The organism is Actinomadura sp. ATCC 39365, from assembly GCF_054392275.1.
In genome coordinates this window covers 40,540-55,912 of record NZ_CP184335.1, presented here as the reverse complement: position 1 = coordinate 55,912, position 15,373 = coordinate 40,540, and the positions used below count along the sequence as shown (strand labels likewise).

17 protein-coding genes are annotated in these 15,373 nt (G+C 69.8%); 10 read left to right on the top strand and 7 right to left on the bottom strand.

Features of this window, described 5'->3' with window-relative positions; genetic code table 11:
* Nucleotides 1-76: 76 nt before the first annotated feature.
* Complete coding sequence (locus ACNF49_RS00300) at nucleotides 77-697, top strand: rhomboid family intramembrane serine protease (RefSeq protein ID WP_357967302.1); 621 nt, start codon at nucleotides 77-79, stop codon at nucleotides 695-697.
* Nucleotides 698-700: 3 nt separating this feature from the next.
* Here the strand turns inward: ACNF49_RS00300 and ACNF49_RS00295 are convergent, their stop codons facing one another.
* Nucleotides 701-1,279: a TIGR00645 family protein gene (locus ACNF49_RS00295; RefSeq protein WP_352355382.1), complete on the bottom strand. Its 579-nt coding sequence runs from the start codon at nucleotides 1,277-1,279 to the stop codon at nucleotides 701-703.
* Between the two features lie 37 nt (nucleotides 1,280-1,316).
* Between ACNF49_RS00295 and ACNF49_RS00290 the strand changes: the two genes are divergently transcribed.
* Nucleotides 1,317-1,688 (top strand): BlaI/MecI/CopY family transcriptional regulator, encoded by a 372-nt coding sequence (locus ACNF49_RS00290; protein ID WP_357967307.1) that lies wholly within the window; start codon nucleotides 1,317-1,319, stop codon nucleotides 1,686-1,688.
* Here ACNF49_RS00290 and serC read toward each other — a convergent pair.
* A complete protein-coding gene (gene serC, locus ACNF49_RS00285; protein ID WP_482942443.1) occupies nucleotides 1,685-2,794 on the bottom strand; it encodes a phosphoserine transaminase in 1,110 nt (369 codons plus the stop codon). The genes ACNF49_RS00290 and serC overlap by 4 nt on opposite strands.
* 111 nt (nucleotides 2,795-2,905) lie before the next feature.
* Entirely contained in the window at nucleotides 2,906-4,012 is a 1,107-nt protein-coding gene (locus ACNF49_RS00280; protein ID WP_357967312.1) for a citrate synthase 2, read from the bottom strand.
* A gap of 203 nt (nucleotides 4,013-4,215) precedes the next feature.
* Between ACNF49_RS00280 and pdxH the strand changes: the two genes are divergently transcribed.
* Together pdxH and ACNF49_RS00270 are read left to right on the top strand one after the other, a co-directional pair.
* Nucleotides 4,216-4,893 carry a pyridoxamine 5'-phosphate oxidase gene (pdxH, locus tag ACNF49_RS00275; RefSeq protein ID WP_357967315.1) on the top strand — a complete coding sequence of 226 codons (678 nt, stop codon included), beginning with the start codon at nucleotides 4,216-4,218 and terminating at the stop codon, nucleotides 4,891-4,893.
* A 10-nt stretch (nucleotides 4,894-4,903) separates the two neighbouring features.
* Entirely contained in the window at nucleotides 4,904-6,190 is a 1,287-nt protein-coding gene (locus ACNF49_RS00270; protein ID WP_357967317.1) for an MFS transporter, read from the top strand.
* On the opposite strand, the gene ACNF49_RS00265 is transcribed toward ACNF49_RS00270, so the two are convergent.
* Nucleotides 6,136-6,759 carry a UdgX family uracil-DNA binding protein gene (locus ACNF49_RS00265; RefSeq protein WP_482942442.1) on the bottom strand — a complete coding sequence of 208 codons (624 nt, stop codon included), beginning with the start codon at nucleotides 6,757-6,759 and terminating at the stop codon, nucleotides 6,136-6,138. The two genes, ACNF49_RS00270 and ACNF49_RS00265, sit on opposite strands and share 55 nt — an antisense overlap.
* 102 nt (nucleotides 6,760-6,861) lie before the next feature.
* Here ACNF49_RS00265 and ACNF49_RS00260 point away from each other — a divergent pair, with 102 nt between their 5' ends.
* From ACNF49_RS00260 to ACNF49_RS00250, 3 genes are all read left to right on the top strand, one after another.
* On the top strand, nucleotides 6,862-7,566 hold the full coding sequence (locus ACNF49_RS00260) for an iron-dependent transcriptional repressor DtxR (RefSeq protein ID WP_357967321.1): 705 nt from the start codon (nucleotides 6,862-6,864) through the stop codon (nucleotides 7,564-7,566).
* Between the two features lie 123 nt (nucleotides 7,567-7,689).
* The gene (locus ACNF49_RS00255) at nucleotides 7,690-9,912 is read left to right on the top strand and encodes an ATP-binding SpoIIE family protein phosphatase (protein ID WP_357967323.1); all 2,223 of its coding nucleotides are present in this window, start codon (nucleotides 7,690-7,692) and stop codon (nucleotides 9,910-9,912) included.
* Nucleotides 9,909-10,712 carry an alpha/beta fold hydrolase gene (locus tag ACNF49_RS00250; protein ID WP_482942441.1) on the top strand — a complete coding sequence of 268 codons (804 nt, stop codon included), beginning with the start codon at nucleotides 9,909-9,911 and terminating at the stop codon, nucleotides 10,710-10,712. Before ACNF49_RS00255 ends, ACNF49_RS00250 begins: the two co-directional genes overlap by 4 nt.
* On the opposite strand, the gene ACNF49_RS00245 is transcribed toward ACNF49_RS00250, so the two are convergent.
* On the bottom strand, nucleotides 10,709-11,071 hold the full coding sequence (locus tag ACNF49_RS00245; protein WP_482942440.1) for a MarR family winged helix-turn-helix transcriptional regulator: 363 nt from the start codon (nucleotides 11,069-11,071) through the stop codon (nucleotides 10,709-10,711). The genes ACNF49_RS00250 and ACNF49_RS00245 overlap by 4 nt on opposite strands.
* Before the next feature lie 20 nt (nucleotides 11,072-11,091).
* Here ACNF49_RS00245 and ACNF49_RS00240 point away from each other — a divergent pair, with 20 nt between their 5' ends.
* Entirely contained in the window at nucleotides 11,092-11,520 is a 429-nt protein-coding gene (locus ACNF49_RS00240) for a MarR family winged helix-turn-helix transcriptional regulator (protein WP_482942439.1), read from the top strand.
* A 12-nt stretch (nucleotides 11,521-11,532) separates the two neighbouring features.
* Here the strand turns inward: ACNF49_RS00240 and ACNF49_RS00235 are convergent, their stop codons facing one another.
* The gene (locus tag ACNF49_RS00235) at nucleotides 11,533-11,694 is read right to left on the bottom strand and encodes a hypothetical protein (RefSeq protein WP_352322270.1); all 162 of its coding nucleotides are present in this window, start codon (nucleotides 11,692-11,694) and stop codon (nucleotides 11,533-11,535) included.
* A 43-nt stretch (nucleotides 11,695-11,737) separates the two neighbouring features.
* Nucleotides 11,738-12,883, bottom strand: a complete 1,146-nt coding sequence (locus tag ACNF49_RS00230) for an acyl-CoA dehydrogenase family protein (protein WP_482942438.1) — start codon at nucleotides 12,881-12,883, stop codon at nucleotides 11,738-11,740.
* Between the two features lie 211 nt (nucleotides 12,884-13,094).
* Between ACNF49_RS00230 and ACNF49_RS00225 the strand changes: the two genes are divergently transcribed.
* Entirely contained in the window at nucleotides 13,095-14,516 is a 1,422-nt protein-coding gene (locus tag ACNF49_RS00225; RefSeq protein ID WP_357967336.1) for a hypothetical protein, read from the top strand.
* Nucleotides 14,516-15,295: a class F sortase gene (locus ACNF49_RS00220; protein ID WP_482942437.1), complete on the top strand. Its 780-nt coding sequence runs from the start codon at nucleotides 14,516-14,518 to the stop codon at nucleotides 15,293-15,295. Before ACNF49_RS00225 ends, ACNF49_RS00220 begins: the two co-directional genes overlap by 1 nt.
* Nucleotides 15,296-15,373: the final 78 nt, after the last annotated feature.

The following is a 15,373-nucleotide window of genomic DNA, read 5'->3' as shown; positions in this document are numbered from 1 at the left end:
GAAGGGGCCGCGTCAACGCGCGTGCGTGAGCTTTCCTGCGTACGGTAAAGGGAGAAGACGACCACCAGGAGAGCGCATGAGCGACTATTCGGGTTCCAGGTTCGAGTCGGCCAAGCGCGGCGCCGGCACCTTCCTGTCGAACGCGATCAAGGCGATCGTCATTCTCGGGTCCATGCTCGCCGTGATGTGGGTCCTGGAGGGCGTCGACTACGTGATGGGCGGCGCGCTCGACTCCTACGGCATCGCGGGCTGGGACGCCGACGGCCTGGTGGGCATCTTCTTCGCGCCGTTCCTGCACGGCGGCTTCGGCCATCTCATGGCCAACTCGCTGCCGCTGCTGGTGCTGGGCTTCCTGGCGGCGGTGCGCGACATCCGCAGGTTCCTGTGGGCCACATTGGTGATCGTGCTGATCGGCGGCCTGGGCACGTGGGTGTCCAGCCCCGGCGTGATCACGATCGGCGCGAGCGGCCTGGTCTTCGGCTACTTCGGCTTCGTGCTGGCCCGGGGCCTGTTCGACCGCCGCCTGGTGGACATCCTGATCGGCATCGGCGTGGGCGTGGCCTACTACTCGATCCTGTGGGGCCTGCTCCCCAACCAGCAGGGCATCTCGTGGCAGGGCCACCTGTTCGGGCTCGTGGGCGGCGTGGTGGCCGCCGGGGTGCTGCCGCGCAGGCGAACGCTGCCGGCCCGCTTCTGAGCCCTACAGGTGCGGCTTGGTGTGCTCGGCCGGCGAGCTGGAGAGCATGCGGTCGATGAGCGCCAGGCCGATCGCCGAGGCCACGAACGCCAGGTGGATGATCGTCTGCCACATGATCTTGTCGTTGGGCACGTCACGCGCCCGGATGAACGTCTGCAGCAGGTGCACCGACGAGATGCCCACGATGGCCGTGGCCAGCTTGACCTTCAGCACGTTGGCGTTGACGTGGGAGAGCCATTCGGGCTCGTCGGGATGGTCGTTGAGGTTGATGCGCGAGACGAACGTCTCGTAACCGCCGATGATCACCATGATCAGCAGGTTGGAGATCATCACGACGTCGATCAGCGCCAGGACCGTGAGCATGACGACGACCTCGGCCGACGTGCCGTCGCCGGTCGCCGGGTGCAGGAAGACGCTGCTCAGCAGGTGCCACAGCTCGGTCATGAACTGCCAGACGTACACCGCCTGGGCCACGATGAGGCCCAGGTAGAGCGGGACCTGCAGCCAGCGGCTGGCGAACATGAGGTAGCCGAGGCTGCGGGGCAGCGCTCGCCCCTGGCCGATCGGGGGCTGTTCGGGCAAGAATGTTTCCTACTGATCGAGCCGGAGGACTGGTGAGTTGGCGAACCTGGGATCCCTGGAACGCGCGATCATGAACGTGCTGTGGGATGCCGGCAAGGCCATGCGCGTGCGGGAGCTCCTGGACAGGCTCAACGAGGACCGCGACCTCGCGTACACGACCGTGCAGACCGTCGCCGAGCGGCTGGTGCGCAAGGGCCTGCTGGTGCGCACGCCCGCGCGCAACGCCTTCCGCTACGCGGCCGCCTGCTCGAGGGCCGAGCACGTCAGCCGCCTGATGCTGGAGGCCCTCGCCGTCAGCACCGACAGGCTGCCGGTGCTGACGAGGTTCGCGCAGAGCGTCGAGGAGGAGGACGCCCTGGCGCTCCTGGACGAGCTGGCCCGCCGGACGGGCCGGCGCGCGACGGGCTAGAGGCGCTCGACCACGTGGTCGACGCAGACCGTCAGCGCCTCGACGTCGGACGGCTCGATGGCCGGGAACATCGCGATGCGGAGCTGGTTGCGGCCCAGCTTGCGGTAGGGCTCGGTGTCGACGATGCCGTTGGCGCGCAGCACCTTGGCCACCTCGGCGGCGTCGACGTCGTCGTTGAAGTCGATCGTGCCGACCACCTGCGAGCGGAACTGCGGGGCGGCGAACGGCGTGGCGTAGGACGACTTCTCGGCCCAGGTGTACAGGCGCTGGCTGGACTCGGCGGTGCGGGCGGTGGTCCAGGCCAGGCCGCCGTTGCCGTTCATCCAGTCGAGCTGGTCGGCCAGCAGGAACAGCGTGGCCACGGCGGGCGTGTTGTAGGTCTGGTCCTTGCCGGAGTTGTCGATCGCGATCGGCAGGCTGAAGAACTCGGGGACGTACCGGCCCGAGGCGGCGATCTCCTCGACCCTGGCCAGGGCGCGCGGCGACATGATGGCGATCCACAGGCCGCCGTCGGAGGCGAAGCTCTTCTGCGGGGCGAAGTAGTAGACGTCGGTCTCGGCGATGTCGACCGGCAGGCCGCCCGCGCCGGAGGTGGCGTCGACCAGCACCAGCGAGTCGTCGCTGCCCACGCGGGAGATCGGCATGGCGACACCGGTCGAGGTCTCGTTGTGGGTGAGGGCGTAGACGTCGACGCCGTCCTCGGCCGCCGCGGTGGGGTAGGTGCCGACGTCGGACTTGATCACGCTCGGGTCGGCCAGCCACGGCGCCTTCTTGGCGACGGCGGCGAACTTCGAGGAGAACTCGCCGAACGCCAGGTGCTGGGACTTCTCCCTGATCAGACCGAAGGCCGCGATGTCCCAGAACGCGGTGGTGCCGCCGTTGCCCAGCACGACCTGGTAGCCCTCAGGCAGCGAGAACAGGTCGGCGAGCCCGGAGCGCACGCGGCCGACCAGGTTCTTGACCGGCTTCTGGCGGTGCGAGGTGCCCATGAGGCTCGCGCCGGACGCGGCGAGCGCGGCCAGTTGCTCGGTGCGCACCTTCGAGGGCCCGCAGCCGAAGCGGCCGTCGGCGGGCTTGATGTCAGCGGGAATCACGATGTCAGCCACGTGCCAAGCGTACTGAGGCCGTCCGGGTGACGTCGCACGGGTCCGCCGAATGAGACGCGGAACGGCCCGCCCTTGAGCGGGCGGGCCGTTCATGACACGGGCGAAAACGTGTCAGATCGTGCCGGCGACCTCGGAGGCGCCGGGGACGTCGCTGAGCGGGCGCGAGGCCGGGCCGATGTAGTTGGCGCTCGGACGCACCAGCCGGCCCGTGAGCTTCTGCTCCAGGATGTGCGCGGCCCAGCCGGCCGTGCGGGCGCAGGTGAACATCGAGGTGAACATGTGCGAGGGCACCTCGGCGAAGTCCAGCACCACGGCCGCCCAGTACTCGACGTTCGTGGCGAGCACCCGGTCGGGCTTGCGGGCGTGCAGCTCCTCCAGGGCGGCCTGCTCCAGCGCCGCCGCGACCTCGTAGCGGGGCGCGTCGAGCTCCTTGGCGGTGCGGCGCAGCACGCGGGCGCGCGGGTCCTCCGCGCGGTAGACGCGGTGGCCGAAGCCCATGAGCCTGTTGCCCTTGTCGAGCTCGCTCTGGACGTACTTCTTGGCGTCGCCGAGCTGCTCCACGCCTTCGATCATGTGGAGCACGCGGGCGGGGGCGCCGCCGTGCAGCGGGCCCGACATCGCGCCCACGGCGCCGGAGAGCGCCGCGGCCACGTCGGCGCCGGTGGAGGCGATGACGCGGGCGGTGAAGGTGGACGCGTTCATGCCGTGCTCGGCGGCCGAGGTCCAGTAGGCGTCGATGGCCTTGACGTGCTTGGGATCAGGCTCACCGCGCCAGCGGATCATGAAGCGTTCGACGATGGTCTTCGCCTCGTCGACCCGGCTCTGCGGCACCATCGGCAGGCCGAGGCCGCGCGCGGACTGCGCGACGAAGGAGAGTGCCATCACGGAGGCGCGCGCCAGCTGGTCGCGGGCCTCCTCGTCACTGATGTCGAGCAGGGGCTTGAAGCCATAGGCCGGAGCCAGCATGGCCAGCGCGCTCTGCACGTCTACACGGATGTCACCGGAGTGGACAGGGATGGGGTACGGCTCCGCCGGGGGCAGGCCCGGCTGGAACTTGTTGTCGACCAGCAGGCCCCAAACGTGCCCGAACGGGACACGGCCGACCAGCTCCTCGATGTCGACGCCCCGGTATCGAAGGGCGCCCCCTTCTTTGTCCGGTTCCGCGATCTCGGTCTCGAAAGCTACGACGCCTTCGAGGCCGGGTTTGAAGTCGGACATGCTCGGCCGCCTCCCTTTCTTGCCATGTAACGGCAATGCCTTGATGTCGAGATACCGGCGGGTCAATTTAACCCCCTCCCAGGTCATGGTCGGTCTCGGGACCCGCCGAAACGTCAAACCCGCTGGTAGGGAGCCTGCTGTGGGCATGTGTCCCGCGACCTGCGTCAGGCCGCCGAACCGCGCCCTAGCGTGGGATCTGCCACATGAGCGCGCAAGAATACCGTCTCGTGGATGCCACCCCGCGCCCGCCCCTGCTGGCGGCGCTACGCCGAACGTACGAGGGCGAGCCGTTGCTCGAGACCGACCTCGCGTCCGACCCCGTCGCGCAGTTCACCGTCTGGTTCCAGGACGCGCTCGAAGCCGGCCTGCCCGAACCGAACGCCATGGTCCTCGCCACCGCCTCCGCGGGCGGCCGGCCGAGCGCCAGGACGGTCCTGCTCAAGGGCTACGACGAGAACGGCTTCGTCTTCTACACCAACTACGAGTCCCGCAAAGGCCGCGACCTGGCCGAGAACGGACGCGCCTCGCTGCTGTTCCCCTGGCACGCCATCCGCCGCCAGATCCGCATCGAGGGCACCGTCGCCCGCATCTCCCACCAGGAGTCGGCCGACTACTACAACTCCCGCCCGTACGGCTCCCGCATCGGGGCCTGGGCCTCGCGCCAGTCGGCGGTCGTGCGCTCGCGCGAGGAACTCGACGAGCGCTACGAGGAGCTGTCCGCCCGCTGGCCGGAGGATCCGCCGGTGCCCGACTTCTGGGGCGGCTTCCGGGTGACGCCGACCGAGGTGGAGTTCTGGCAGGGACAGCTCGACCGGATGCACGACAGGCTGCGCTACCGGCGCACCCGACCCGGTTGGGCTTTGGAGAGACTTGCACCATAAATTGCCTTAGGTGGCATTCGGGGAACTGGTCAAACGTCATCTTGTGGACACAAGGCCGCTGGCCGTGCCCGCGTACCGGCGGATCTGGTCCGGCCAGGCCGTCTCGAACGTGGGCGTCGCCGTCACCGTCGTGGCGGTCGGCCAGCAGGTCTACGACCTGACCCATTCCTCGCTCTGGGTGGGGCTGCTCGGCATGGCCAACCTCGTCCCGCTGCTGGTCTTCGGGCTGTGGGGCGGGGCCGTCGCCGACGCCTTCGACCGGCGCAGGCTGCTCGTCATCGGCTCGCTCATCACCTGGGCGGCCACCCTGGTCATCCTGGCGCAGGCCCTGCTCGGGCTGGGCAACGTGTATCTGATCTTCGCGGCGACGGCGGTCAACGCCACCGGGTTCGCGATCACCGGCCCGACCAGGGGCTCGGTGATCCCGCGCATCCTCGACCCCGAGCTGGTGCCGGCCGCCAACGCGCTCAACTCGCTGGTCTACAGCCTCGGCGCGGTCGTCGGCCCGATGCTCGGCGGCGTGCTGCTGGCCACCGGCGGCGACCACCCCAACTACGCCGCCGCCTACACGGTGGACGCCCTGCTGTTCAGCGGCGGCCTCTACGCGGCCCTCAGGCTGCCCGCCCTGCCCCCGCTGGGCGAGGTGACACGTCCGGGAGCCCGGGCGGTCTGGGAGGGCCTCAGCTTCATCGCCAGGAGCCCGGTGCTGCTGATGTCGTTCGTCGTGGACATCATCGCGATGGTGTTCGCCATGCCGCGCGCCCTCTACCCCGAGCTGGCCGCCGATCGGTTCGGCGGCTCGATGACCGCGCTCGGCTGGGTGACCTCCGCCATGGCGATCGGCTCGGTCGCCGGCGCGCTGTTCTCCGGCTGGGTGGGCCGGATCTCGCGGCAGGGCGTCGCGCTCGTGCTGGCCATCGCCATGTGGGGGCTCGCCGTCGCGGCCGCGGGGCTGGTGCGCGAGCTGTGGCTCGTCGTGGCGTTCATGGCGGTCGGCGGCGTGGCCGACGTGATCTCGTCGGTGTGGCGGCAGTCGATCCTGCAGCTCTACGCCCCCGACGAGATGCGCGGGCGGATGCAGGGCGTGTTCATGGTGGTCGTGGCGGGCGGCCCGCGCCTCGGCGACCTGCGCGCCGGTGCGACCGCGACCGCCTTCGGGCTCACCGGCGCCTGGGTGGGCGGGGGGCTGGCGTGCGCGGTCACCGTGCTCGTCGTCGGCCTGTCGGTGGCCGGGTTCCGCAATTACCGCTCCGACACCCGCGCCGCCGCCTTGAGGTCGGAGACGAAGCCCGCGTAGGCCGCATTCCTGTCGGGCGCGCGCAGCACCGCCGAGGGGTGGATCGTGGCCACCGCGAGCGCGTCGCCGAGCGGCACCGGCTCGCCTCTGTGCTCGGTCAGCCGGAACGCCCTGCCCAGCAGGGACCTGGCCGCCGTCGCGCCGAGCACCACGACCACGTCGGGACGCACCAGCTCCAGCTCCGCGCCGAGCCACGGCCGGCACGCCTCGATCTCGGCGACCGTCGGTTTCTGATGAATCCTTCTCTTCCCCCTGGGAGTGAAGGAGAAATGTTTGACAGCGTTTGTCAAATAAACCGCGTCCCGGTCGATTCCCGCTTCTTCCAGCCCCCGATCCAGCACACGTCCGGAGGGTCCCACGAACGGATGTCCCTCGATGTCCTCGCGATCCCCTGGCTGCTCGCCCACCAGCATGAAACGGGCCTGTTCCGGCCCCTCGCCGAACACCGTCTGGGTGGCCTTGGCGTACAGGTCGCAGCCTTCGCAGCGGGCGGCCGCCGTCCGCAGGGAGCCGAGGTCGCGCCGGTCGGGAAGGAACTCGGCCGCTCCGTTGTTGGCGTCCTTAACCATCGTCGGTCGTTCTCCCAATAGGGTTCCTGATGACTTCTGTGCCCGTAGCGGACGGGCTCAGTCCCCGCCACGACCGGCGTAGCATTTCAGTTGGGAGGAGCCTTGACCGCACACGGCCTGATCGACACGACGGAGATGTATCTCCGCACGATTTACGAGCTCGAAGAGGAGGGCATCGTCCCCCTTCGCGCCCGCATCGCGGAGCGCCTCCAGCAGAGCGGCCCCACCGTGAGCCAGACCGTCGCTCGCATGGAGCGCGACGGCCTCGTCCGCGTCGAGGGCGACCGGCACCTGTCGATGACCGACCTGGGCCGCACGCTGGCAACGCGCGTGATGCGCAAGCACCGCCTGGCCGAATGCCTGCTAACCCAGGTCATCGGCCTTCCCTGGGAAGAGGTGCACATCGAGGCGTGCCGGTGGGAGCACGTCATGTCCGAGTCGGTCGAGGCGCGGCTGGTGACGCTGCTCGACAACCCCACGGTCTGCCCACACGGAAACCCCATCCCGGGGCTGGCCGAGCTGGGGGCGCAGGAGGTGCCCGACGGCGCGGCCAACGTCCTGACCTCGATGTCCGAGGCCGCCGGGCCGCGTGACATTCCGGTCGTGGTGCGCCGGATCAGCGAACAAGTGCAAAGCGATCCTGCTGTGATGCTTAAACTCAAGCAAGTTGGGATACAACCCGGACGCGAGGTGACGCTCGCGGCGAGCGACGACGGTGTGCGGGTGACAGGTGACGGTGACGCGAACGACACTCCCGCGGAGCTTCCGCGTGACGTTGCCGCGCACGTTTTTGTCTCCAAGCGCTGACGCGCGCGCAGCCACTTGGTTGAATCCCTCTTGGGAGGCCCTCCACTCTCCCCTGGCCAAGACAGTTGCAGGAGCACCCGTGGTCCGCTGTGCGCACAAGCCACCCCAAGGAGTGGTCTCCGGATGAAGCGATGGGGGGATCTGTCACAAGAAACGGCTGATCACCTTGGTGCCGGGTCCGTTCTGGACCATGCCGAGATGGCAGTGGTCGTGACAGACCGCTTCAGCAATCTCCTCTACTGGAATCCCTTCGCCGAGCAGCTGTTCGGCCGGCCCGGCAACGCGCCGGCGCGTGACGCGTCCGTCCTGTCCCTCGGGATCATGGAGAAGGACCACCCGATGGCCGTCGAGCTGGCCAAGCACGTGCTCAAGGGCGGCGTGTGGGAGGGCACGTTCGACGTCAGGCGCGGCGACGGCACGATCGTCTACGTCCGCGCCCAGGCCGTGCCGCTGCGCCACCCGTCCGGCTCGGTCACCGGCATCGTCATCCTGGCCCGCGAGGCCCTGCGCAGCAACGAACGCGAGAAAGACCGTTTCGGGCTACTCGAACGCATCGGCGAGCGGCTGGCCGGCTCCCTCTACGTCGAGGAGACGCTCAAGCGGGTGGCCGAGATGCTCGTGCCGCAGTTCGCCGACCACTGCTTCATCGAGCTCATGGAGGGCGACCGGCTGGTCCGCCGGGTCTCGGAGCACGTCCAGGGCTGGACCCCGCCCGCGGGCACGTGGAAGCCGGTGGGCGCGGAGATCCGCTACCCCTCCGGCCACTACGCCGACACCGCGCTGCGCCGCCAGGAGACCATCCTGGTCGAAGACTTCTCCACCACCAGCTACCCGTCGCCCCACGAGGGCAGCGCGCGGCTGGCCAGCGAGATCGGCATGACCTCGGCCATCGTCGCCCCCCTGCTGGTGCGCGGCGAGACGCTGGGCCTGATGTACCTCGGCCTGTCCAACCTGACCGACCGGCGCAGCCCCCACTACGACGCCTTCGACCGCGACTTCGTGGGCGCCATCGCCACCCGCGTGGCCCTCGCGATCGACAACGCGCTGCTGTTCGAGGAGGAGCGCCACACCGCCGAGTCGTTCCAGAAACACCTGCTGCCCAGGGCGCTGCCCCAGCTCGACGGCCTCGACATCGCGGTGCGCTACTACCCGGCGGCCCCGCTCGCCTCCCACGGCCAGGGCATCCAGACCCAGGTCGGCGGCGACTGGTACGACGTGATCCCGCTCTCGGCCGGCCGCGTCGGCATCGTGATCGGCGACGTCGAGGGCAGGGGCGCCAAGGCCGCGGCCATCATGGGCCAGCTGCGGGCGGCGCTGCGGGCCTTCGCGCAGGACGACAAGTCACCCGCCGACATCCTGGCCAGGCTCGACGAGTGGACCCGCATCATCGCCACCCCCGAGCAGGACGACAACGGCGCCGACGTCAGCATCCCGCCCATCGTCACCTGCCAGTACCTCGTCTACGACGCCTGGTCCCGCCAGCTCTCCTTCGCCAACGCCGGGCACGCGCCGCCGCTGCTGGTGGTCGACGGCCAGTGCCTGGAGATGGACATCGAGGAGGTCGGCCAGCCGCTCGGCGTCCGGGCCAAGGGCCTGCACGCCGACCTGGTCTACAAGGAGGAGACCCGCACCCTCCCGCCGGGCGCGGCGCTGCTGCTCTACACCGACGGCCTGGTCGACCGGCGTCCGGGCCGCGACGGGCGGATGCCGAGCGAGGAGGAGACGCTCGGCGTGCTGTGCGAGAAGCTCGCCAAGATGGCCGACGCCGACGTCGAGCGCATCGCCGACGCCGCCACGATCGCGGTGCCCGGCGAGATCGACGACGACATGGCGATCCTGGTCGTCCGCTCCAGCGACGTCGACCTCGACGTCGAGGAGCGCACCTTCCCGGCCCAGCCGATCATGGTCGGCGAGGCGCGCCGCATGGCCTCCGAGGCCTTCTCCGGCTGGAACGTGCCCGAGGAACGCGCCGAGCTGGCCTGCCTGCTGGTCTCCGAGGTCGTCACCAACGTGGTGCTGCACGCCTCCACCGCCAACTCCCCGCGCCGGGAGCTGGTCGTCGAGGGGCCGCCGCTGCCGTTCGAGGAGTCCTGGGACATGCCGGGCTTCGAGGAGGAGCCGGTCGGCGACAAGGAGTTCACGCTGAGGCTGCGCAGGGGCGAGGAGTCGGTCTGGGTCGAGGTGTTCGACCAGGACCTCCGCCTGCCCCGCATCCGCAGCGCCGGGGAGAACGACGAGGGCGGCCGCGGCCTCTACCTGGTCGACCAGCTCGCCAAGCGCTGGGGATCCCGTCCCACCAGGGAAGGCAAAGCGGTCTGGTTCGAGATTCCCACCCGGAGCAGGTGAGTGGTTCACTGGGCCGCATGGAGCTGGCCTTCGAACGCCGGGGCACCGGCGAGCCGCTGATCCTCGTCCACGGCATCGGACACCACTGGCAGGCATGGTTGCCGGTGATGGACCGGCTGGCCGCCGACCACACGGTGATCGCCGTCGACCTGCCCGGTTTCGGGGTGTCGCCGCGGCTGCCCGCGGGCATCCCGTACACCGCGGAGTCGCTGGCCGACGCGGTCGAGTCGTTCTGCGCGCTGCTCGGCATCCGGGAGCCGCACGTGGTGGGCAACTCGCTCGGCGGCTACATCGCGCTCGAACTGGCCTCGCGCGGCGTCGTGCGCGCGGCGACCGCGCTGTCGCCGGCCGGCTTCTGGTCGCGCTCCGAGCTGCTCTACTGCCAGACGACGCTGAAGGCCCTGCGGAACTCGGCGCGGGCGATGTCGTCGGAGCAGGCGGTCAGGGCGGCCGGCAACCCGTTCATGCGGGCCGTGTCCAGCGGGGTGCTGGTGGCCCGTCCGAGCCGCCTTGACCCCGCCGGGCTGGTCGCGGCCACGCAGGCGCTGGCGGGGGCGGCCGGCTTCGACGAGACGCTGGAGTCGTTCGGCGGGCTGATGCCGCCCGCCCCGCCGAAGACGCCCATCACGATCGCCTGGGGCGAGCGCGACCGGTTGCTGCCGCGCCGCCAGGCCGTGCGCGCGGCGCGCTGGTCGGGGCAGCGGGTCAAGCTGCTCAGGGGCTGCGGGCACGTGCCGATGAGCGATGATCCGGAGCTGGTGGCCCGGGTCGTCCTTGCGGCCGACCGGGCGGCCTCCTAGCGTTCGGCGTTGGCCGCCATGCGGCGCAACACCTCGACGGCGGTCTGGTACTCCTGCGGGCTCACGCCCTGCGTGACCTGCTGCCGGAAGCGGGTGACGCGCTCGGAGACGGCCGTGTGCACGGCCCTGCCCTCGTCGGTCAGCCGCCCGTCCGCGAGCCATCCCCTCGACGTCAGGCTCTGTACGGCCTCCTCCACCCCCTCGAACGGCGCGAGGGCGACGGCGTTCTCCCCTTGGGCGGTGGCGTGGAGAAGCTGCCACTCCCTGCGCGAGGCGTCGTACGCGGCCAGGGCCTGACCCATCGCGTTCTCCAGCAGGTTGTCGAGGTGCTTCACCCAATATCCGATAGGTCTGTCCATGCATGTACGATAGCAACTATATGTATGAAGACAAGGAAATCGCCGCGATCGAACGGGCGATGGTCGCGATCAGGCGCAGGCAGAGCAGGCGGGCGCTGGCCCGGCAGCACGGCGCGGCGGGCCCCGAGTTCGAGGTGCTCGACGTGATCGAGGGCGCCGGCGGGCGGCTCACCGTGTCGGCGGTCGCCGAGGCGCTCAACGTCGACCAGCCGCGGGCGAGCCGGCTCGTGACGGCCGCCGTGACGGCGGGGCTGGTCCGGCGGGAGGCCGACCAGGCCGACGGGCGGCGGGCGTGGCTGGTGCTGACCGAGGCGGGCGCCGCCGCGCTCGCACAGGCCCGGCAGGCCCGGCAGGCGGCCTTCGCGTCGGCCACGGCCGACTGGTCGGCGGCCGAACGGGCCGAGTTCGCCCGGCTGCTGACCCGGTTCGTGCAGGGGATGCCGGGGTGAGCTTTCCCGGCCTCAGCGCATGGTCTGGCCCCAGACGAGCAGCATGGCGATGATGAACACGATCATCACGCCCGCGTAGCCGACGGGGCCGAGCCGGAACGCCCGGCGCACGCGGTTGAGCCCCCAGGCGAACAGTAATGCCAGGAAAACGAGGAGGATCAGGCCGCCGTCCATGCTGACAGTATGCGGCGCGGCCCGGCCGGGCGCGCGCCTGCCGTCAGAATCCGAAGGACCGGCCGATGATCTCCTTCATGATCTCGGTGGTGCCGCCGTAGATGGTCTGGACGCGGCTGTCCAGCCACGCCTTGGCGACCGGGTACTCCATCATGTAGCCGTAGCCGCCGTGGAGCTGGAGGCAGCGGTCGATGACCTTGTTCTGCAGCTCGGTCGTCCACCACTTGGCCTTGGCGGCGTCCACGACGGTGAGCTGCCGGGCGTTGAGCGCCAGGATGCACTTGTCCACGTAGTGGCGGGCGATCTCCGTCTCGGTCGCCAGCTCGGCCAGGACGAAGCGGGTGTTCTGGAACGAACCGAGGTTGCGGCCGAACGCCTGGCGGGTCTTGCAGTACTCGATCGTCTGCTCCAGCACCGCCTCCGCCGCGGCCACCGCCGCCACGGCGATCGACAGGCGTTCCTGGGGCAGGTTGTTCATCAGGTGGAAGAAGCCCTCGCCCTCGTTCGGGCCGAGGCGGTTGGTGACGGGCACGCGTACGTTCTCGAAGAACAGCTCGGCGGTGTCCTGGGCCTTCATGCCGACCTTGTCCAGGTTCCGGCCGCGGTTGAAGCCCTCCATGCCGCGCTTGACCACGATCAGCGTCGTGCCCCTGGCTCCCGCCTCCGGGTCGGTCTTGGCGACCACGACCACGAGGTCGGCGTTGACGCCGTTCGTGATGAACGTCTTCTGGCCGTTGACCACGTAATGGTCGCCCTCGCGGACGGCGGTGGTCCTGATGCCCTGCAGGTCGCTGCCGGCGCCCGGCTCGGTCATCGCGATCGCGGTGATGAGCTCGCCGGAGGCGAAGCCGGGCAGCCAGCGCTGCTTCTGCTCGTCGTCGGTGAGCTCGACGACGTACGGGGCCATGACGTCGTTGTGCAGCGAGAAACCGAGGCCGGAGGCGCCGCTCCTGATGATCTCCTCGACGATCACGGCGTTGTAGCGGAAGTCGGTGATGCCGGATCCGCCGTACTCCTCGGGGACGCCGAACCCGAACATGCCGATCTCGCCGGCCTTCTTCCAGACCTCGCGGGGCACGATGCCGTCCTTCTCCCACTGGCCGTGGTGCGGCACGACCTCGCGGGCCATGAACTCGCGCACGGTTTCCCTGAAGAGCAGGTGCTCCTCGTCGAAGAGGTCTCGCTGCATCGATTCGCCTCCAAGCAGGTGTCGTGCACGACAGAATACGATTCTGTTACCCGGAGGTATACCCGCTTTCGCGCCGGGGGAGGCGGCGGGGGACACGGCAGGGGACACGGCTTCATCACAAGTGCTGGAACTTGGGGGAAACCGCCTGCGTTGCGGGTGTTTTCGACTCTAAGATCTACCCTCGGTCTATTTGTGATGATCGGAGTGTCCCGTGAGTCGGTGGCGCAAGTCGTTGCTCGCCGCGTCGATCGCATCGTTGGCGGCCGTCGGGGTCGTCGCGTTGCCCGGCGTCCCGGCCTCGGCCGCACCGGCCGACCTGGACGTGCAGTACGAATGCGTTCCCTCCGGGGCCGACAGCATCGTGCGGCACGGGCCGGTACGCCTGAACACCCATCTCACCTTCGCCACCGACCTGGTGGTCGGCGACCCGCTCAACTTCACCTGGAAGCTCGACTACGCCGACCATGGACGGCTCCAGTCGCCCGGCTACTTCGCTCCGGGCGCCAATGTGCACGCCACCGGCAACGTCGAGTTGACCAGCAGCTGGCAGGGCATCCTGCAGCCGAAGGGCTCGGTCGAACAGAAGGGCAAGCTGCGCCCCGACGGCGAGCTGTCGCTGCCCGAGTCCCTGAACGACCCCGGCCTGATCGACAAGGTCGGGACCATCAAGGTCACGCCGAAGGACATCGAGCTCGACTTCACCCCGCCGGACGGCACGGTCGTCGCCAACGACGGCAACGAGACCGACAACCCGACCGACATGAAGATCAACTACGGCCCCGGCTGGAGCTCGATCGACGACCGTCCGGGCTCCGAGAACCACGTGCACAACGACCTGCACGAGACCAACGACCTCGGCGCCTGGGCCGAGCTGAGCTTCACGGGCACCGGCGTGGAGTACATCGGGCCGCACGACAAGGACGCCGGCCCGGTGGACATCTACATCGACGGCGGCAAGGTGGCCACGGAGGACCCCTCGCGCTCCGACGACGACCTACCCGTCAACGACGACCTCGACGGTGGCTTCACGATCTGGAAGTCGCCGGAGCTGAAGTACGGCAAGCACACCATCAGGATCGTGAACGCCTCCAGCAAGCCTGCCTGGCTCGACGCGTTCAAGGTGTCCACCAACACCGCCAAGATCCCGACGGGCTACCACGGCGCGAAGTGCAAGCTCGTCGGCGGGCCGGTCTCGGTGACGGTGACCGTACGGGACAAGTCGGGACCGACCAACAGCCAGACCCCCGACCCGTCGAAGACCCCCACCACGAGCCCCACGCCGACGCTCACCCCGACCGGCACCGGCACGTCCACCGCCACCAGCACCCCCACGCGCCACCACTCCCAGCCCACCCCGACCAACGGGCTCGGGCACGTGGTCGTGGTGCCGGCGGTCACGGGGACGAGCACGAGCACGGCCACGCCCACCGCGACCGGCCCGACGGCGACCACGTACGTCAGGGCGCAGGTGGCCAAGGTCCCCAAGGGCGGGGTGGACACCGGTGAGGCGCCCGACGAGCCGGACCGGCCGTACGGGCTGATGGCCAGTGGGGCGATGTTGCTCATGGGCAGCGCGGGCGGCGGGCTCGCCCTGCGCCGCCGCCGGGCCGCGCACGCGGGAGGAACGAAGTGATGGCCGAGCAGAAGACTCCGATGCAGCGGGCGATGCCCGGGCTGCTGATCACCGGTTCGCTGGCCGGCGTCGGTGCGATCATGGTGGGCCTGCTCTCCGTGGCGCCCAAGGTGGACGACGGCTCCGGCACGCTGGCCGCCGCCGACCGGCCGACCGCCGTGCAGATCGAGAACGCGGGCGCGTTCGTGCTGCCCGCGACCGTGGGACCGGGCGGCAAGGGCGCGACGCTGACCCCGGCCCGGCCGGACGCGCCGCCGCCGCTGGCCGCGGCCCCGACCGTGCCGCCGATCCCCAAGGCCAGGACGAAGGCCGCCAAGGCCAAGGCGAAGCCCAGCCGGATCAAGATCCCCAAGATCAAGGTGAACGCGCCCATCGGCGGCGTCACCGTGGACATCAAGGGCAACCTGGGGACGCCTCCGCTGACCCGGCCCAACCAGACCGGCTGGTACCGCTTCTCGCCGGTGCCGGGCGAGCTCGGGCCCGCGATCATCAACGGCCACGTCAGCACCCGCAAGGGCCCCGCCGTCTTCGACCGCCTGCGCGAGCTGGCCAAGGGCGACCAGATCTACGTGTACCGGTCGGACGGTAAGGTCACCCGGTTCACCGTGAGCGGGATCGAGCAGGTCAGCAAGTCGGCGTTCCCGACGTCCCGGGTGTACGGGAACACCAAGGACTCGCAGCTCCGGCTGATCACGTGTGGCGGCGTCTTCAACAAGGAGGCGCACAGCTACACGGACAACATCGTGGTGTACGCGACGTTGTCGAAGAAGAAGGGCTGATGGGGTTTTTGGGGCGAATTTTGGGTTTTACGGGAAGTTGACAGGGACAGTTCGTAGGATCTCAACCGAACCGTGACC